Raw genomic sequence first — 15,522 nt, 5'->3', positions numbered from 1 at the left:
ATGCTGACCGCGATTATTGACTACGAATCCGGCAATTTGCACTCTGCCGAGAAAGCCTTTCAGCGCATGGCCCGAGAGCTGGATGCCGGAGACGTTGTTGTCACATCAGATGCCGACGTCGTGGCGCAGGCCGACCGGTTGGTGCTGCCCGGCGATGGTGCGTTTCCCGCCTGCGCCGAGGAACTCCGTGGCCACCGCGGCATCTACGAGGCAATGGTAGAGGCGGTCGAGCAGAACGGTCGCCCCTTTTTGGGTATCTGTGTCGGCATGCAATTGATGGCCACCGCAGGCCATGAATACCGCGACACGCCAGGTCTTGGCTGGGTCGGCGGCGATGTGGTTAAGATTACACCCGGCGATGACGCACTGAAAGTGCCGCATATGGGATGGAATGATCTGGTTATCGACAATGATCACGCGATTTTTGCGGGCATAACATCGGGTGACCATTGTTATTTTGTCCACTCCTACCATTTTCGCGTTAACAACCCCGCTGAGCGACTGGCCCATGTGGATTATGGGTGCGATGTCACTGCGGTGATCGGGCGCGACACGATACTTGGTATGCAGTTCCACCCAGAAAAAAGCCAAGACATCGGTCTGCGTATGATCGGCAATTTCCTGACCTGGTCCCCCTGAGACGGCGTACCTTCGACAAGCAGTTCAGGCAGCGGCCATGCGCAGAGATACCGGTGCAATGCCGTAAGCTTTCCGGAACGCGCGGGTGAAACCCTCTGGACTGGTGTAGGCATAGCGGCGAGCCACGGATTCGACCCGGTCACCACGCCTAAGGTCCTGATGTGCGAGGGTAAGCCGCCAGCGGCGCAAATAGCCCATCGGGGTTTCCCCGACCTCTGTCCCAAAGAGTTGGGCAAAGCGGGATAGAGACAAGCCCGCCGTCTCAGCGAGATCCCCATTGGTCCAAAGTCTGCCGGGGTGATCGTGCATAGCCACAATGGCACGGCTGAGACGCGAGTCGGCAAGCCCCGCAAGAAGTCCCGGTTCCGTCGCTCCGTTTTGAATCTGGTTACGCAGAAGGCGCACCATTAGCACCTCTCCGAGCCGGTTTATTACTGATTGCGCACCACAATGCTGCCCCTCGGCCTCGTCCCGCATCAGACGAACAAGGCCATGCGCTTCTGGATTGCCAGTGATGTCATACTCCACCACATCCGGCAGGGCGGCGAGGAAAGGGTTCCTGCGCCCCGACCATTCCACACGCGCGGCCCACATAACCGTGGTCGACGGAAGCTCAGGTGCGTTGTCAGTGGTGCAATAGAGAATACGCACCGGTTCTCCTGCCGGATCCTCAAGAGCGATCAGATTGGCCTCACCCGGTCCGGCTGCGCGTACGGCCAACTGGAAGCGATCCATCAATGTGGTCAGACGGTCCATGTTTTCGGTGTTTCCATCAGGTTTTTCGGATTTATAAAACCGTAATCTGCACGATAGTAAGCGGCAAGCCAAAATACATTCTCAGCTCTTAAGGATCCCTATCATGCTTATGCCCCGTCAAAAGACACCAGACCTAACCCTGCCAACATTGGACCACGGACAATTCGACCTAACCTCCGAAGAGAGCCAGCGCGGCACCGTGATCTGCTTTTATCGCGGCCTGCACTGCCCGATCTGTGCGAATTATCTGAAAGAGTTGGAAAAGCGCGTTGCTGATTTTGCGAGCCGGGGTGTGAACTGCATCGCTATCAGCAGCGACGGTGAGGAGCGTACACGTGCCATGGCCGACAAGATCGAAGCCCAAAATCTTCGGTTTGGTTATGATCTACCGTTGAATGTAGCCCGTCAGTGGGGGCTATATCTGTCGACGTCGCGCGGAAAGACGTCCATCGGGATCGAAGAGCCAGCGCTGTTTTCCGAGCCTGGCCTGTTCATGGTGACGCCAGAACAGACCCTGTACTATGGATCCGTACAGACCATGCCATTTGTTCGCCCGCACTTCTCGGAGCTGGTCTCAGCCCTGGATTTTGCTATCGCCAATGACTACCCGGCACGCGGCGAGTACAACGGCGACGTTTGATAACCCTACCCGCTCAAGCAATACCACTCTGGCCGCAGCAATGCTTGCGGCCAGATGTGTCTTCGACCAACCAAAGACCAGAGCAGTCGCGATCGTAGAAACAGGTCGCATGAAAACTGACAGAGAATGGATGGACAGCAGGGATGCACGCGGGCATACACCGCAGACTAAAATATCCCCACCCCGTCTCTTGCAGGTCACCGCCCGGTGCAGATCCGTCTTGAAAAATTCGACTACCACGAAGGTCAGCATCGTTACTGCGTGCTGAACCTAAGCCAGACGTTGTTCGGAGAGTGGTGTGTCGAGCAAACCAACGGTCCATTGGGGGAGCCCGGGGGACAGCTGCGGCGAAGCTATTATTGTTCGCAGGAAACTGCGCTAGCGGCTGCAGAACAACACCGTGACCGCCAGATAAAGCGCGGCTTCGTACCGATCCCGGTACAGCTCGGCCTGTTTTAACTGACCTTGACCCGTACGAAGAGATAAAGGGCAGGCCCGAAGCCCTGCCCCCAAATAGTTACCTGCGTCACCGTTGTCTGTTTCACAGAACGTCGCCTAGCAGTATTAGGCTCACTTGATACGGCTCCACGTCTGCTTGGAGCAGATGAGCCCGCCTGCAACGCACCCGCGCAGAGCCAGCGATCTACCGGACAGGTTCATCTTTCCGGTGTAAATCTTGTTGTTGGACGGGCGCCAGACCTTGCCCGCGTATGAGCCATCGCCATTGGAGACCATATCAATCACCAGCGTTTTGCCGATATTGGGGGATTTATACTCTCCGTCAGCGTTAAACGTCCGGCTGATCTTGCCACACACGGCTGCGCCACAGGGCGCCATGGTAACATGCGCATAGGAGCCGTCATCGGGCTGGGTCTTCCACGTGCCGTGCACAGGGTCCGCTGAGGCCACGCCTGCCAGACCCAATGCAAATGCGATGCCAATTGCCAGTTTCTTCATGTTTCATCCTCCCTTTTGAAGGCAGTCTGGCCGCCAAGAGGTATTTCAGGCAAGGTTGACCTCGGGTCGCGTTGCATTCGTGAGCGGGCTTGTGCAAAAGGGGCCAAACTACGATCTCCCCGCGTTGCAGCTGTGCGCCTTGCACCTGTGACGCGGTCCGAGACCCGGTTTCCGACAGCACTGGCAGTTCTGATAAGGGCACGCGATATGATCCTCTACCCCGCAATCGACCTCAAAGATGGGCAAGCCGTACGCCTGCTGCATGGCGATATGGACAAGACCACCGTCTTTAATGACAACCCAGCCGCACAGGCACTGGAGTTTGTAGAAGCCGGTTGCGAGTGGTTGCATCTGGTGGATCTGAATGGTGCCTTTGCAGGCGAGCCGGTCAATGCCGCCCCGGTTGAAGAGATCCTGAAACAATGCGAGGTGCCTGCACAATTGGGTGGCGGCATTCGAGACATGACAACCATCGCAAACTGGATCGACAAAGGTCTGGCGCGGGTCATTCTAGGCACTGTGGCCGTAGAGAACCCTGATCTGGTCCGTGAAGCCGCGCGTGAATTCCCCGGCAAGGTCGCAGTGGGGATTGATGCCCGCAATGGCCGGGTCGCCACCAAAGGCTGGGCTGAAGAAACCGACGTTATGGTCAGCGACCTGGCAAAATCCTTTGAGGACGCGGGTGTCGCAGCAATTATCTACACCGACATTCTACGCGACGGCGCCATGAAAGGTCCAAATGTCACCGCAACGGCCGATCTGGCAAACGCCGTCAGCATCCCAGTGATCGCCTCCGGCGGCGTGTCTTCTCTGGAGGATCTACAGGCGCTGAAATCCTGCGGTGCAGCACTGAACGGTGCGATTTCAGGCCGCGCGCTGTATGATGGGGCCATCGACCTGCAACAGGCTCTCAAGACGCTAAAAGCGTAACACCCATACCTCCTCTAGTCTGGAGGTATTCGAAGTAGACCACCCGAAAGCCAGAAGGGGGCAGCCCCCCTTCGGCATGATATATTCGCCTTTTTTGCAGGCCCTGTGACTACTGTGTTGCCGCGCCAGTCAGTTTGCCAATCGCGCCTTGCATCTTGGCAATAACAGCGGCGTCTGCCGGAATATCCAACCCACCAAGCATCTCTGCGGGATCTTCATAGGTCAGCCAGACCTGCCCATCAGCATCCTCATAGGCCAGAACCTTGAGAGGTAGATAAAGCCCCGCCCGCGGATCGGCTTGCATTGCCGGCGTGCCCAACTTGGGGTTCCCAAAAATCAACAGCTCCGCATCCCCGAGCTCTAGATCTACCTTCTGTGCACCGGCCGCATGATCGATACGAGCAAAAACGGTCGCACCCGCACGCTCAACAGCGGCCTGCAGCGCATCCATGGTCTCGGCCACGGGTTTCTGGCTAGGTATTTTCATCAGCTCGGCGGCGGCAGGCAGGACAGACATGGCAGCAATGGCTCCAGCGAGGGCAAGGGATTTCAACATAATGACAGCTCCGAACTATGAATGATCCATCCGAGAACAAGCCACCCAAGCCGCGCAGGCAATTCACATCTTTGGCATCGGCAAGGCTGCGCCGCAGTTCTGATAACTTTCGGAAGCGTTAGGTCATTCGGGCAAACACAACACAGAACAGGCGTATTAATACCTGCGGCACCGCGCCCGGTTACATTCTGTCGTTTTTTGACGTTTATTGCGTCGCAATAACGCAGTTGAGCCTTCAGGCTGCGACATCATCAAGGAAGCCACCCCATGCCCCGTGTCAGCAAGATCCGCCTGCCCGATAGCGCCCGATTGTGGCAGATGGTATCGCCGGGCGACTTCGTAGATGGATACGCAGTTGAAAGCCCCCTGTCCCCGCGTGACGCTGCCGACATCGGGCTAAGCCTTCCGGGGTGGGCAGCGGCGCTACTTCGTTTGCGAAATATGATTGTGCGCCCGTTTGGCCTGAAGACAGAGATTAGCGATAGTGGCAAAGGCGCAATCTTCCCTGTCACGTTTGAAGATACCAGAGAGCTGATCCTCGGCGCGGATGACAATCATCTGGATTTCCGCATCACTGTTCTGCGGCACGAGGGGCGCATTCATATGGCAACCTGGGTGCACCGCCACAATCTGATCGGGCGGATTTATCTGGTGTTGGTCATGCCCTTTCACATCCTGATCATGCGCGATAGCATGCGCCGCATCGCGCGGCACCGCCCCACGATTGCATCCAACCCTTCCGCACAGTAAAGACGGGACAACCCCAGCGGCAAAGGGATCCGTTCATGCTGAAAACCCGCATTATCCCCTGTCTCGACGTGGCTGATGGTCGCGTCGTCAAAGGTGTCAATTTTGTTGGTCTGCGCGATGCCGGTGATCCGGTTGAGGCCGCCAAAGCCTATGATGCCGCTGGCGCTGATGAGATCTGCTTTCTCGACATTCATGCGACCCACGAGAACCGTGGCACTATGTTTGACATGGTGCGCCGCACCGCCGAGCAGTGTTTCGTGCCGCTCACCGTGGGGGGAGGCGTTCGTACCAAGGACGATGTGCGCGCGCTTCTGCTGTCTGGCGCTGACAAAGTGTCGTTCAACTCCGCCGCTGTGGCTAACCCGGATGTTATCCGCGAGGCCGCTGATCAGTTTGGAAGCCAGTGTATAGTCTGTGCAATTGACGCCAAGACTGTTGCAACGGGCAAATGGGAGATTTTCACCCATGGTGGGCGGCGCGAAACCGGCATTGATGCGGTAGAATTTGCCCGACTGGTAGTCGCCAAAGGCGCAGGTGAGATCCTGCTGACCTCAATGGATCGTGACGGGACCAAATCAGGATTTAACCTGCCACTTACGCGCGCAATTTCCGACGCAGTTGAGGTACCGGTCATTGCCTCCGGCGGCGTTGGCACGCTTGATCATCTGGTCGAAGGCGTCACCGAAGGTGGAGCCAGCGCGGTTCTGGCGGCGTCGATCTTCCACTTTGGTGAATACAGCGTGCAGGAAGCAAAACAGCATATGGCGGCTGCAGGCATCCCAATGAGGCTGACATGACAATACTGCACGATCTCGAAACCACCATTCAGTCCCGCAAAGGCAGTGATCCGGAGACCAGCTGGACAGCTAAGCTGCTCTCCAAAGGGCCAGAGAAATGCGCTGAGAAATTTGGTGAAGAAGCCATCGAGGCCATTATTGAAGCCGTGAAAGATGACAAGGCCGGTCTTGCATCGGAAGCTGCCGACGTCCTCTATCATTTTCTGGTTATGCTGGCCGCACGCGATGTCGCCTTGGATGATGTGTTGTCAGTTCTGGCAAAACGTCAGGGTCTGAGTGGCCTTGATGAGAAGGCCAGCAGGCCTAAGGGCTAAACCGCCGCGCAAGCGCTGCATAGCGGCGCTTGGCCCAACCAAAGAGGCCATTCTTCAGGATGGCCGATCTGGGAGGGAGCGCATGCTCTTTGCAGCCAAACAGACGTATCCGTTTACAGCTTCGAAGATATGATACCGGTTGCAAAACCGCCCATCCGAAGCTCACCAAAGAGGCGCTGGTATTCAATCTTGGGACAGCGGTTCTGGATCACGGTAATGCCCGCATTTTCCGCACGTGCGGCAGCCTCCACATGTTCCACGCCGATCTGCATCCAAATCGTTTGCAGCCCGTCACACACCCTCAGGGCTTCCTCTACTATTGCCGGAACAGCCTCGGAGCGGCGGAAAATATCCACCATATGAACAGGTTCCTGAATATCGCTGAGGCTGGCGTGGATTGTCTGGCCAAACAGCGTCTTTCCGGCGTGACCTGGGTTGACCGGCAGCACGCGATAGCCCTTAAGCCCCAGATAGCGGGCGACATAATAGCTGGGACGCACCGAGTTGATTGAAACACCAACCACCGCGATGGTCTTGTTGCGTGTCAGCACATCTTTCAGATGCTGGTCGGAATAGTCGGGCATCAATCCTCCGCTTGCGTCTGCGTTTCATCGCCCTGCCCTGATCACAACGCAACCAGCGGGTCGGCTTGAGCGTATCGGCTGATCTGCAAGGCGCAAGGTAAATTGCACGGTATGGCTCTGTACAAACCATATAGCCCTATCCAACCTGGCAGGTTTCGAGAGGCAACATAAAAAAGCGCCCAGGACAGAACCTGGGCGCAAGGTATGGAACGAGGGACAGTGAAAAAGATCTGCGAGGGTTCCAGTTCGCAGTCTGTTAATAATATGGGGCCATCTCCGCGTTTTGAAAGGGAACCTCTCAAATTCGTGACATTTTCGTGCGCGGCCAACTACATGCGGCCAGTTACGTAGACACAGGCGGGCGCGAGCCATTTACCTTTGCAGTCTCGACCAACTAGGACCTCGGCTTTCCAAATCATTTCCGCAACACTGTCGGCCAGTGCCCTTCCGCCACGGAAATCAAGGCCTGCTGCTCAGCTTCCCAAGCGGCCAGGGCTCCGGGATTGTTCAAGAGATAAAGCCGCCCGTCCGATATCACCCAAAGCGTCGGATTTCCGGGAGCCAGATACCCTTGCGACAACGCATAGGCACAATAGCCACCGAACCGGGGAGCATAGGCCCGGGGGTTGGCTTCAAACTGTTCCTGATTTTGCGCTGACGCAAAGCGCCAAATTGCACCACGCCACTGAATTGCATTGTTCTCTCGGCCCAGCACCGCAGCGCCGGTATCAAAAAACGCCACAACATCATGACCGCCAACTGCCATACCACGAGACACCGACACAAGAGCCGGATCAGCCAGTAGCGCTTGCGGGACGAAGGTACCGGCGTAGAGCGCGATCGCACCACTCGCTCCAAACGCTGCAACCACGGCCCTTGCAGCCGCACATACTACCCCCATACCAACCACGGCGCGGGACCAAAGACTGGTATCAGGTGCTTTGCGGGTCATAGCAACGTGGCAGTTCACAGACAAAGGATCCTCTAGGAGCAAATGAGCGTTGCCCCAGTTTGCCCCGCACGCGCACTACTGCAAAGAGCGGATACGCATTTGTGATATGCCTGTGACCCACGACATCCCGATCTTGAGACCAAAGCGAGGCATAGGCATATCCACAATCATTCTTGCCAACGGCTATTCTAGAACAGACCGCGCTGTTTAGCGAGCGATGGAGGCATAGAGTGCAATTGCCGCCGCATTGGACACATTGAGTGAGCCAAATCCACCGGCCGCATCAATCTTTACAAGGTGATCAACGGTTTCCTTGGTTTTCTGCCGCAGGCCCGGCCCCTCTGCCCCTAGTACCAGGGCAACGGGATCGCCCTTGCGACCGTCTAGCACGGTTTCAATCGTCTCTTCCGCCTCGCCGTCCAGCCCTAGAACAAGGAAGCCCATCCGCTGCAATTCAACAATGGTGTCAGAGAGGTTGCGCATCCGCAGATAGGGCTGGCGTTCCAGCGCACCACTTGCGGTTTTTGCCAAAGCACCGGTTTCTGGCGCGGAATTATGCCGCGTACCGATCACAGCACTTGCACCCAGAACCTCGGCCGAGCGTAAGATAGCCCCGACATTATGCGGATCCGTCACCCGGTCGAGCAGCAAGACACGTGGGCGCTCAGCACCGATGCAATTCTCAGCCAGTCCACCCCAGTTGAGCGGCTTGACCTCCATCGCAGCGCCCTGATGGACCGACTGCTTGTCGATGGGCGGGTTGAATTTACGCGGATCAATCACCTCCGCCTCGATTCCCGCTTGCGCGATAGCATCAGCCAGTTTGGTCTCGGCATTTTGGGTGACCATTAGACGCAGTTTTTCGCGATTGGGATTAAGCAGCGCGTCGCGCACAGCATGCAAGCCAAACAGCCATACCGTTTCAGCTGAAGCCGCCCGTTTTGCTTGTTCTTTTTCGACGACCCATTTGGGTTTCTTGGTCATTTCACTCTCCAGCAGAAAGAAATCAGGACCCGCGCGAAAATCTGGTGATTTTCTTGTTGACGCCCCTTTGGCCTGCTTGTAATCACGCCTCCACATCAGGTGCAACATGCAACTGATAGTGGGCGACAGGCCGCAAGGTGTGGCAGGGGACTGTAACTCCCTCGCGGAGACGCACGCCTGGTTCGATTCCAGGGTCGCCCACCATCCTCCTCTTTTCAAGACAAATCAGGCAGATGGTGACGATCGCGAATGGCGATTATAATGCCCTGATAAATCAGAGATATTTTCCCCACCCCCGGGTACGCTCTGGCGCATACTCCTACAGCTGCTCAGTGCTGCAACCCCAAAAAACCCGCAGAAGATCCGATGTGCGAACCGGCACGAGTCTCGTACCGGTCCATTTTTTCCATCGCGGATCTAGACTTCGTTCTGCGCCTTTTTCACGGCTGAATGCACCCAATCTGCCAGCATATCGAGATCAGGTTTAGCCTCCTGTGCCAGCCCTTCCGAGAAGGTCTGGAAGGCCTCGACATTCATTCGATTGACGCCGGAGACCACCACGGCACCACGGGCCAGTGCTTCGCCTATGACAGGCCGCATTCCGCGCCCGTCTGCTTCGTGTTTGCCGAATTTATTGACCAATAGAACCTGCGGCGCGGGGTCCTGCCCGAGCGCTGCAGTAACTTGGCCTACAGCGCGCTCAAGCGCTTCCGGATTCAGGCGGCAGCCTCGAGACTCCGGACCGAGGGATTGCGAGATACGGATCGTCTCACCTTCGGGCAGAACCCGCACATCCATGTCGCACAGTGCATTGTCGTAGCACTCGGTATTGGTCTGAACGATGCCAGCCAAACGCAGCCCGTCCGCTTGCAACCGATCGGCCAATGCAGTCAGCAGTTTGTCGGTCGCGCCGCGTTCTTGGGTCATGACGTAGGTGAGATGCATGGGCTGCCTCGTGCTGTGGCGTTTCGATTTCGCTGCAGGCTAACGGCAAAGCCCGGGAGGAGCCAGAGGGGGAATTGACGCGGTCTGCTGACTGCGTTTCAGCCAGCGTTGTGGTGCATCCAGCCCGCCCGTTAAGCGCGCTTCAGCGCCGCTCTGCCAGCATCAACACCGGATCATAGGTGAGCGTCACACCCTGCGGTGATGAAAAGCGCTGGCAATAGGCCTCTTCAAATTCCGCGAGCCGTGCTCTCGTCCAGCCACCCTGCGCCATACTGTTCACCCCTGTCGCGCGAAGATGCCGCAATACATCCCGCGGTGTCTCGAAATGGAGTGTGATGGCAGCCTGTACCAGCTCCACCAGATGTAACTCTTCTGGCAGCACATCGGCCCAATCCCCACAGTCCATGTAATTTGGCGCTGCAGCACCCGACCCCAAGGCAGTCAACTCGCGAAAATGGCTGCGGCCATAGCCCGACAACGCAAGCCAGCCACCGGGCTGCAAGGCCGTCGCGCAGCCCTGCATAAGCATCGGCATATCACGCACCCATTGTACCACCGACGAGGCCGCGATCAGGTCGACATCGTGAGGCAAGGCGCAGCTTTCCACCATCCCTGAGGTGAAAGTTGCCGTGCGCCCATGGCCACCAACAAGCTTATGCAATGCGGGTTCGGCCTCCCCCACAAGATCATTGAGCGTAAGCTGATCAATTTCAAACCGCTGCAGCAGAGCCTCTGTCAGGTGTCCAGTGCCCGCGCCAAATTCAAAAACATGCTCGAACCGGCGATCGCCCACAGATTTTTGCAACAGATCAGCAAGATCCATCGCAACGATGGCCTGTGCCGTCGCCTGCCTATGATAGCTGTCCAACCCACGGCGAAAGCTGTTCGCCACACGCCGACTTCCGGTTGGGCATGGTGCGAGGTCCTTCATGTCAACACCTCTTGCCAAGTGCTGAAAGTGGCAAAAGGTGCGTGAGGGGCCTCTCGCTCGCGTACAGTCTGCCCCGCCCAGGCGCGGCGTTGATTTTCGGCAGGGAAGATCCGATCCTGTGCAGAAATCCAGACAAGATCAAAATCCGTATCAGGCCCCGCGCCGCGCATAGCGACAGCCTGCAATTCCGCCCGCCGTGCTGTGACGTCGATGTCTATTGGCGCTTGTCGTGCATTAAAGGCCCGACGCAAAAACTGAGAAAAGCTCGCGCTACTAAGGGTTTCGGCGGTTTTCTCCATGACCTGAACAGGAATCCCAAGGGCATCATCAACAGGTGTCAACGTTCCGTTGACAGCTACTTTACGATGGAAAGGGTCGTCGCGACCGGCCTGCCAATGACCATAGGACGCCACGCCAAAAGACCACGCAAGCAGCGAAACCTCCCTGTATCCGGAGAGATCAGGTAACTCTGCATCGATTTCTGTGTAATCGTTGACAAACACGACGTCCTGCAGGCCATCAAGATGCGGAAACACCTCCGGGCCAATGGCCCAGCCGCCAAAGACGACAATGACGTCAGCGGCGTTGTTTCGTTTCAGCCATCGAATGTCCACCGCTCAAAGCTCCCGTGCCAACCGCAGCATGCCTGCGGTGATTTGGCTCAGCTGATCCGGCGACGTAATGAATGGCGGCATGGTATAGATGTTCTTGCCAAAGGGGCGCAGGAACACCCCCATCTGATGTGCCCGGGCGTGCGCTTCGTCTGCAGAGACCGTATGTGTCATCTCAATAACGCCAATCGCACCCAACACCCGTACATCTGCGACATTGGGCAAATCGCGCGCCGGTGCTAGCTCTGCCTGCATTTGCTCATCAATGGCAGACACTTTGCTACGCCAGTCCTGAGCAGTGAGCAGATCCAGCGAAGCTTTGGCCGCGGCGCAGGCCAGCGGGTTGGCCATGTAGGTTGGCCCATGCATGAAAATGCCGGGATTGCCGTTGCCAACGCCTGTCGCAACCCGGTCATTGGTGATGGTGCAGGCAAAAGAGATATGACCGCCCGTCAACCCTTTACCAAGACAGATGATGTCCGGCTCAATTGCGCAGAGGTCGGTCGCAAACAGTGCGCCTGTGCGGCCGAAACCGGTGGCAATCTCATCAAAGATCAGCAGGATACCAAGTTCATCACAGATGGCACGCGCGTGGTTCAGATACTCCGGGTGGTAGAAATACATACCTCCGGTGCCCTGCACGACAGGTTCCAGTATGAAGCCGGCGATTTCACCCGCATTTGCCTCCAGTGCTCCCCTAAGTTCCGCCAGTCCGTTCTGTGCCGGATCGTCTATCCAGTCTTCGCCGATACGGATCGGCGGGCGCGAGACAAAATGCTGAACACTGAGCGCCCCCTGAAACAAATGGTGCATACCAGTATCTGGGTCACAGACACTCATCGCCTTCCAGGTATCGCCGTGATAGCCGGAACGGATGGTGGCAAACGCCTTGCGGCCCGGCTGGCCAATGGCGTGCTGGTACTGCACCGCCATTTTCATCGCGACTTCGACTGACACCGATCCGCTGTCGCAATAAAAGATGCGGGTCAGGCTGTCAGGCGTAGTGTCCAGCAGCTTGCGGCCAAGATCGATTGCGGGATCGTGGGTCAACCCGCCGAACATCACATGCGGGAGCCTGTCGAGCTGCGCGTGAATTGCCGATGTAATCGCCGGGTTCTTGTGGCCGTGCATCATACACCACCAGGATGACATCGCATCAATCAGCCTTGTGCCGTCATCCAGCGTGATATGCACGCCTTCGCTTTCTTTCACCACGAATGTCGGGCCCGGTTTGGCGACATTGGTGTAGGGATGCCAGAGATGTTGCTGGTCGAATTCGAGCTGGGTGAGATCTGCTGCGCTCATGCCAAAACTTCCTGACCAAGGGCCTGCGTTATGAGGTCCAGCTTAATGTGGTTGGCAAAGGCCTGCGACAGTGGTGCGGACCCTGCTTCGCCGATGGAACCTGGCCCCGTGTTCAATTCTTCGATGATAGGGAGCCGCCCCAGATGAGCGATCTTGCCAAACTGGCAGATTGTCTCCTCCACCTCAGGCTCTGGATCTCCGACGAAGGCGACGCCCACAACGAGACAGCCCGCACCACGCAGCGCATTCAGCGACAAAAGCGTGTGGTTGATCGTACCCAGTTGCGTGCGTGCGCACAGGATCACTGGCGCACCCCAGTGGGCAAAGAGGTCCAGGTACAGAACCTGACGATTGAGAGGGACCATAAGGCCACCCGCCCCTTCCGCGATAAGAACACCCTCAACCTCGGGCAACTGCAACGCATCCGGGTCTATCTCCACACCTTCCGCTTCCGCCGATAGATGGGGTGATGCGGGCAGTTGCAGCAGGTACCTCTCCGGCAACGCGGGGCGGCCCGACAAACGCGACACGATCTGGCTGTCGGTTTCCTCTTCCATTCCGGACTGCACCGGCTTCCAATAAGTCGCCCCCAGTGCCTGAACCAAACCAGCCGAAAAGATGGTTTTCCCAATGCCAGTGTCAGTTCCCGTGATAATCAGCGCAGTCATGACGCACTCTCCATTTCCCGGGCGAGATCTTCGAACATCGCTGTGATGATCACCGGGCCGGTGTTCAACGTGATCGACAACCGCAGCCGCGAGGTGCCACGGGGCACGGTCGGAGGACGGATCCCGCGAATGTCATACCCGTAGTCCTGCATCCGCGCCTCAAGAGCCATGGTGTGTTTGTCATCACCGATCACCACCGGCAGAATCTGACTATGGAACCCCTCCAGCCCGCAGAGGCGTCTGGCTTCAGATTGTGCATGTTCGACACCTTCGCGCGCCTTTTCACGCCTCGCTGGGTTCTGCTGCAACTCCTGCAGAGCCGCCCGCACCAAAGCCGCGTTCAAAGGCGAAGGTGCGGTCGCATAGATAAATCCACGCGCCTTATTGATCAGCGTTTCGATCAGCACCTTTTGGCCGCAGATCAGTGCTCCTGAAGTGCCAAGCGCCTTGCCGCATGTATGCAAGGACAGAACATTCGGACGATGCGCAATCTCACCTGCCAATCCGCGACCACTGTCGCCGAATACGCCTGTTGAATGCGCTTCATCCACCACCAGAACCGCCCCTTGTGCATCCGCGAGTTCCATCAGACTATCCAACGGGGCCAGATCACCGTCCATGGAGTAGACCGCTTCAACCGAGATCCAGATCTGGCCAGCACCGCCCTCGCTACGCCATACGTTCAGCTCGCGTAATGCATCGGCTGTATCACTATGGGCAAAGCTACGGGTTTCCGCCCTGCCGAGCCGCATCCCATCATGGGTGCTGGCATGGATCAGCGCATCATAAAGGACTAGGTCCCCCTTCTGAGGAAGGGTCGAGAAAATCGCCTGATTGGCGTTGAAACCACCCCCCATGAACAGCGCAGATTCTGTTCCGAAGAAGTCCGCCGCCTCGGCTTCCAAGACCTGATGCTCGGCGTCATTGCCGCGCAGCAGACGCGAGCCACCTGCGCCAACTGGCACCCCGCGTGCCAGTGCATCCGCAGCGGCGGCACGCAGAACATCGCTGCCCGCCAACCCAAGGTAGTCGTTTGAGGCAAAGTCATGCCCACCCCGCGGCCGTAGCTGCCGGTAGCGCCCCCGGCTGCGCAGCGCGTCCAGCGATGCCTCATGCCTCGGGAATACGGCTGTCATCAGCGACTGCCGTCACATCCTACCGCCATTGCGGTAATTCCGAGACGATCAAACAGCTGCTGATCCTTGTCCTCTTCAGGGTTGTCTGCCGTCAGCAGCGTATCCCCTACGAAGATTGAATTGGCACCCGCAAATATGCACATCGCCTGCATTTCATCCGACATGTTGGTCCGACCTGCTGACAAGCGCACATGGGATTTTGGCATCAGAATTCGGGCCAGCGCCACGGTGCGGACAAATTCAATCGGATCCAGCGGCTTTACATCCGCCAGCGGCGTATCCGCGATCGGGATCAACATATTGACGGGCACTGAATCGGGATGTTCCTCCAAAGTGGCGAGTGCCAGAAGCATATCGATACGGTCCATCTTCTGTTCACCCATACCGACGATACCGCCGGCACAAACTTTGATCCCTGCCTCGCGCACGCGGTTCAGCGTCTCGATCCGGTCGGCAAAGGTGCGGGTCGTTATTATCTCAGAATAGTACCGCTCGGAGGTGTCGATGTTGTGGTTGTAGTAGTCCAGTCCGGCATCGCGCAGACGGAACACTTGATCGTCCTCCAACATGCCAAGCGTCATGCAGGTTTCCATTCCAAGATCCTTGACCCCCTGCACCATCGCTTCGAGTGCGGCCATATCGCGATCCTTGGGCGAGCGCCAAGCAGCCCCCATGCAATAGCGCGTCGCGCCGCCTTCCTTGGCTTTCTTCGCTTCAGCAATGACCCGCTGCACCTCGATCAGCTTAGACGCCGAAAGCTGCGCCCCATTGCGCGCCGATTGGGAGCAATAGGCGCAGTCTTCGGCGCAGCCACCGGTCTTGATGCTGAGCAGTTTGGATTTCTGCACTTGATTGGGATCGAAGTTCTCACGGTGAATGGTCTGGGCCTGAAACAGGAGATCCATCAGTGGTTGCTTGTAGAGGGCTTCCGCTTCGCTTCGGGTCCAGTCAGTACGGATCGGCGTGGCATCCAGCATGGGAACTCCATTTTATAGATAAAAATACAGGTTCGGCACCTGAAGTTGGCAAATTAATAGATATTAACCCGGTGCACTTGCAAGTGTTTT

20 protein-coding genes and 1 tRNA gene are annotated in these 15,522 nt (G+C 57.3%); 8 read left to right on the top strand and 13 right to left on the bottom strand.

All coding sequences use genetic code 11. From position 1 onward, the window contains the following. Entirely contained in the window at nt 1-639 is a 639-nt protein-coding gene (hisH, locus tag ACEWZM_RS14830; protein ID WP_414007170.1) for an imidazole glycerol phosphate synthase subunit HisH, read from the top strand. Nucleotides 640-663: 24 nt separating this feature from the next. Here hisH and ACEWZM_RS14825 read toward each other — a convergent pair whose 3' ends face one another. Then, on the bottom strand, nt 664-1,395 hold the full coding sequence (locus ACEWZM_RS14825; RefSeq protein WP_414007169.1) for a helix-turn-helix transcriptional regulator: 732 nt from the start codon (nt 1,393-1,395) through the stop codon (nt 664-666). A 103-nt stretch (nt 1,396-1,498) separates the two neighbouring features. On the opposite strand from ACEWZM_RS14825, the gene ACEWZM_RS14820 reads away from it, so the two are divergent. After that, a complete protein-coding gene (locus tag ACEWZM_RS14820; protein ID WP_414007168.1) occupies nt 1,499-2,035 on the top strand; it encodes a peroxiredoxin-like family protein in 537 nt (178 codons plus the stop codon). A gap of 207 nt (nt 2,036-2,242) precedes the next feature. Continuing rightward, nucleotides 2,243-2,494, top strand: coding sequence for a WGR domain-containing protein (locus tag ACEWZM_RS14815; protein ID WP_414007167.1), 252 nt, complete (start codon nt 2,243-2,245; stop codon nt 2,492-2,494). Nucleotides 2,495-2,605: 111 nt separating this feature from the next. Here the strand turns inward: ACEWZM_RS14815 and ACEWZM_RS14810 are convergent, their stop codons facing one another. Continuing rightward, nucleotides 2,606-2,992 (bottom strand): DUF2147 domain-containing protein, encoded by a 387-nt coding sequence (locus ACEWZM_RS14810; protein WP_414007166.1) that lies wholly within the window; start codon nt 2,990-2,992, stop codon nt 2,606-2,608. A gap of 207 nt (nt 2,993-3,199) precedes the next feature. On the opposite strand from ACEWZM_RS14810, the gene hisA reads away from it, so the two are divergent. After that, complete coding sequence (gene hisA, locus ACEWZM_RS14805) at nt 3,200-3,922, top strand: 1-(5-phosphoribosyl)-5-[(5-phosphoribosylamino)methylideneamino]imidazole-4-carboxamide isomerase (RefSeq protein WP_414007165.1); 723 nt, start codon at nt 3,200-3,202, stop codon at nt 3,920-3,922. 109 nt (nt 3,923-4,031) lie between these two features. On the opposite strand, the gene ACEWZM_RS14800 is transcribed toward hisA, so the two are convergent. Then, a complete protein-coding gene (locus ACEWZM_RS14800) occupies nt 4,032-4,478 on the bottom strand; it encodes a DUF302 domain-containing protein (RefSeq protein WP_414007164.1) in 447 nt (148 codons plus the stop codon). Between the two features lie 267 nt (nt 4,479-4,745). On the opposite strand from ACEWZM_RS14800, the gene ACEWZM_RS14795 reads away from it, so the two are divergent. The 3 genes from ACEWZM_RS14795 to ACEWZM_RS14785 are packed head-to-tail and all read left to right on the top strand — an operon-like array spanning nt 4,746 to nt 6,339. Beyond that, complete coding sequence (locus tag ACEWZM_RS14795; protein ID WP_414007163.1) at nt 4,746-5,228, top strand: DUF2867 domain-containing protein; 483 nt, start codon at nt 4,746-4,748, stop codon at nt 5,226-5,228. Nucleotides 5,229-5,263: 35 nt separating this feature from the next. Further along, a complete protein-coding gene (gene hisF / locus ACEWZM_RS14790; RefSeq protein WP_414007162.1) occupies nt 5,264-6,025 on the top strand; it encodes an imidazole glycerol phosphate synthase subunit HisF in 762 nt (253 codons plus the stop codon). Further along, nucleotides 6,022-6,339: a phosphoribosyl-ATP diphosphatase gene (locus ACEWZM_RS14785; protein WP_414007161.1), complete on the top strand. Its 318-nt coding sequence runs from the start codon at nt 6,022-6,024 to the stop codon at nt 6,337-6,339. The genes hisF and ACEWZM_RS14785 overlap by 4 nt, the downstream gene beginning before the upstream one ends. A gap of 113 nt (nt 6,340-6,452) precedes the next feature. On the opposite strand, the gene ACEWZM_RS14780 is transcribed toward ACEWZM_RS14785, so the two are convergent. From ACEWZM_RS14780 to rlmB, 3 genes are all read right to left on the bottom strand, one after another. Then, the gene (locus tag ACEWZM_RS14780; RefSeq protein ID WP_414007160.1) at nt 6,453-6,923 is read right to left on the bottom strand and encodes a CoA-binding protein; all 471 of its coding nucleotides are present in this window, start codon (nt 6,921-6,923) and stop codon (nt 6,453-6,455) included. A gap of 415 nt (nt 6,924-7,338) precedes the next feature. Next, entirely contained in the window at nt 7,339-7,875 is a 537-nt protein-coding gene (locus tag ACEWZM_RS14775) for a YHS domain-containing (seleno)protein (RefSeq protein WP_414007159.1), read from the bottom strand. 207 nt (nt 7,876-8,082) lie between these two features. After that, nucleotides 8,083-8,859, bottom strand: a complete 777-nt coding sequence (rlmB, locus tag ACEWZM_RS14770) for a 23S rRNA (guanosine(2251)-2'-O)-methyltransferase RlmB (RefSeq protein WP_414007158.1) — start codon at nt 8,857-8,859, stop codon at nt 8,083-8,085. A 120-nt stretch (nt 8,860-8,979) separates the two neighbouring features. Here rlmB and ACEWZM_RS14765 point away from each other — a divergent pair. Further along, a tRNA-Tyr gene (locus ACEWZM_RS14765) sits at nt 8,980-9,063 on the top strand. Between the two features lie 213 nt (nt 9,064-9,276). On the opposite strand, the gene ACEWZM_RS14760 is transcribed toward ACEWZM_RS14765, so the two are convergent. The 7 genes from ACEWZM_RS14760 to bioB form a co-directional block, all read right to left on the bottom strand. Beyond that, a complete protein-coding gene (locus ACEWZM_RS14760) occupies nt 9,277-9,804 on the bottom strand; it encodes a DUF2478 domain-containing protein (protein ID WP_414007157.1) in 528 nt (175 codons plus the stop codon). A gap of 142 nt (nt 9,805-9,946) precedes the next feature. After that, nucleotides 9,947-10,735: a methyltransferase gene (locus ACEWZM_RS14755; protein WP_414007156.1), complete on the bottom strand. Its 789-nt coding sequence runs from the start codon at nt 10,733-10,735 to the stop codon at nt 9,947-9,949. Next, entirely contained in the window at nt 10,732-11,349 is a 618-nt protein-coding gene (locus ACEWZM_RS14750) for a pimeloyl-ACP methyl esterase BioG family protein (protein ID WP_414007155.1), read from the bottom strand. Before ACEWZM_RS14750 ends, ACEWZM_RS14755 begins: the two co-directional genes overlap by 4 nt. 3 nt (nt 11,350-11,352) lie before the next feature. Continuing rightward, nucleotides 11,353-12,651, bottom strand: coding sequence for an adenosylmethionine--8-amino-7-oxononanoate transaminase (bioA, locus tag ACEWZM_RS14745; protein WP_414007154.1), 1,299 nt, complete (start codon nt 12,649-12,651; stop codon nt 11,353-11,355). Beyond that, entirely contained in the window at nt 12,648-13,319 is a 672-nt protein-coding gene (bioD, locus tag ACEWZM_RS14740; protein WP_414007153.1) for a dethiobiotin synthase, read from the bottom strand. Before bioD ends, bioA begins: the two co-directional genes overlap by 4 nt. After that, nucleotides 13,316-14,455, bottom strand: coding sequence for an 8-amino-7-oxononanoate synthase (locus ACEWZM_RS14735; RefSeq protein ID WP_414007152.1), 1,140 nt, complete (start codon nt 14,453-14,455; stop codon nt 13,316-13,318). The genes bioD and ACEWZM_RS14735 overlap by 4 nt, the downstream gene beginning before the upstream one ends. After that, nucleotides 14,455-15,432 carry a biotin synthase BioB gene (bioB, locus tag ACEWZM_RS14730; protein ID WP_414007151.1) on the bottom strand — a complete coding sequence of 326 codons (978 nt, stop codon included), beginning with the start codon at nt 15,430-15,432 and terminating at the stop codon, nt 14,455-14,457. The genes ACEWZM_RS14735 and bioB overlap by 1 nt, the downstream gene beginning before the upstream one ends. Between the last annotated feature and the right edge of the window lie 90 nt (nt 15,433-15,522).

It is taken from the genome of Phaeobacter cretensis, from assembly GCF_047372505.1.
In the GTDB taxonomy this organism is placed as follows: domain Bacteria; phylum Pseudomonadota; class Alphaproteobacteria; order Rhodobacterales; family Rhodobacteraceae; genus Phaeobacter; species Phaeobacter cretensis.
Note: the sequence above shows the minus strand (reverse complement) of the source record. Positions and strands in the feature narration are given on the sequence as shown.

Coding starts and splice junctions, on each gene's coding strand:
- rlmB (WP_414007158.1), bottom strand. CDS start 8,859: ATGACCAAGAAACCCAAATGGGTCGTCGAAAAAGAACAAGCAAAACGG.
- hisF (WP_414007162.1), top strand. CDS start 5,264: ATGCTGAAAACCCGCATTATCCCCTGTCTCGACGTGGCTGATGGTCGC.
- ACEWZM_RS14800 (WP_414007164.1), bottom strand. CDS start 4,478: ATGTTGAAATCCCTTGCCCTCGCTGGAGCCATTGCTGCCATGTCTGTC.
- ACEWZM_RS14820 (WP_414007168.1), top strand. CDS start 1,499: ATGCTTATGCCCCGTCAAAAGACACCAGACCTAACCCTGCCAACATTG.
- ACEWZM_RS14755 (WP_414007156.1), bottom strand. CDS start 10,735: ATGAAGGACCTCGCACCATGCCCAACCGGAAGTCGGCGTGTGGCGAAC.
- ACEWZM_RS14795 (WP_414007163.1), top strand. CDS start 4,746: ATGCCCCGTGTCAGCAAGATCCGCCTGCCCGATAGCGCCCGATTGTGG.
- hisH (WP_414007170.1), top strand. CDS start 1: ATGCTGACCGCGATTATTGACTACGAATCCGGCAATTTGCACTCTGCC.
- ACEWZM_RS14785 (WP_414007161.1), top strand. CDS start 6,022: ATGACAATACTGCACGATCTCGAAACCACCATTCAGTCCCGCAAAGGC.
- bioA (WP_414007154.1), bottom strand. CDS start 12,651: ATGAGCGCAGCAGATCTCACCCAGCTCGAATTCGACCAGCAACATCTC.
- ACEWZM_RS14780 (WP_414007160.1), bottom strand. CDS start 6,923: ATGCCCGACTATTCCGACCAGCATCTGAAAGATGTGCTGACACGCAAC.
- bioD (WP_414007153.1), bottom strand. CDS start 13,319: ATGACTGCGCTGATTATCACGGGAACTGACACTGGCATTGGGAAAACC.
- ACEWZM_RS14735 (WP_414007152.1), bottom strand. CDS start 14,455: ATGACAGCCGTATTCCCGAGGCATGAGGCATCGCTGGACGCGCTGCGC.
- ACEWZM_RS14825 (WP_414007169.1), bottom strand. CDS start 1,395: ATGGACCGTCTGACCACATTGATGGATCGCTTCCAGTTGGCCGTACGC.
- ACEWZM_RS14810 (WP_414007166.1), bottom strand. CDS start 2,992: ATGAAGAAACTGGCAATTGGCATCGCATTTGCATTGGGTCTGGCAGGC.
- ACEWZM_RS14775 (WP_414007159.1), bottom strand. CDS start 7,875: ATGACCCGCAAAGCACCTGATACCAGTCTTTGGTCCCGCGCCGTGGTT.
- ACEWZM_RS14760 (WP_414007157.1), bottom strand. CDS start 9,804: ATGCATCTCACCTACGTCATGACCCAAGAACGCGGCGCGACCGACAAA.
- hisA (WP_414007165.1), top strand. CDS start 3,200: ATGATCCTCTACCCCGCAATCGACCTCAAAGATGGGCAAGCCGTACGC.
- bioB (WP_414007151.1), bottom strand. CDS start 15,432: ATGCTGGATGCCACGCCGATCCGTACTGACTGGACCCGAAGCGAAGCG.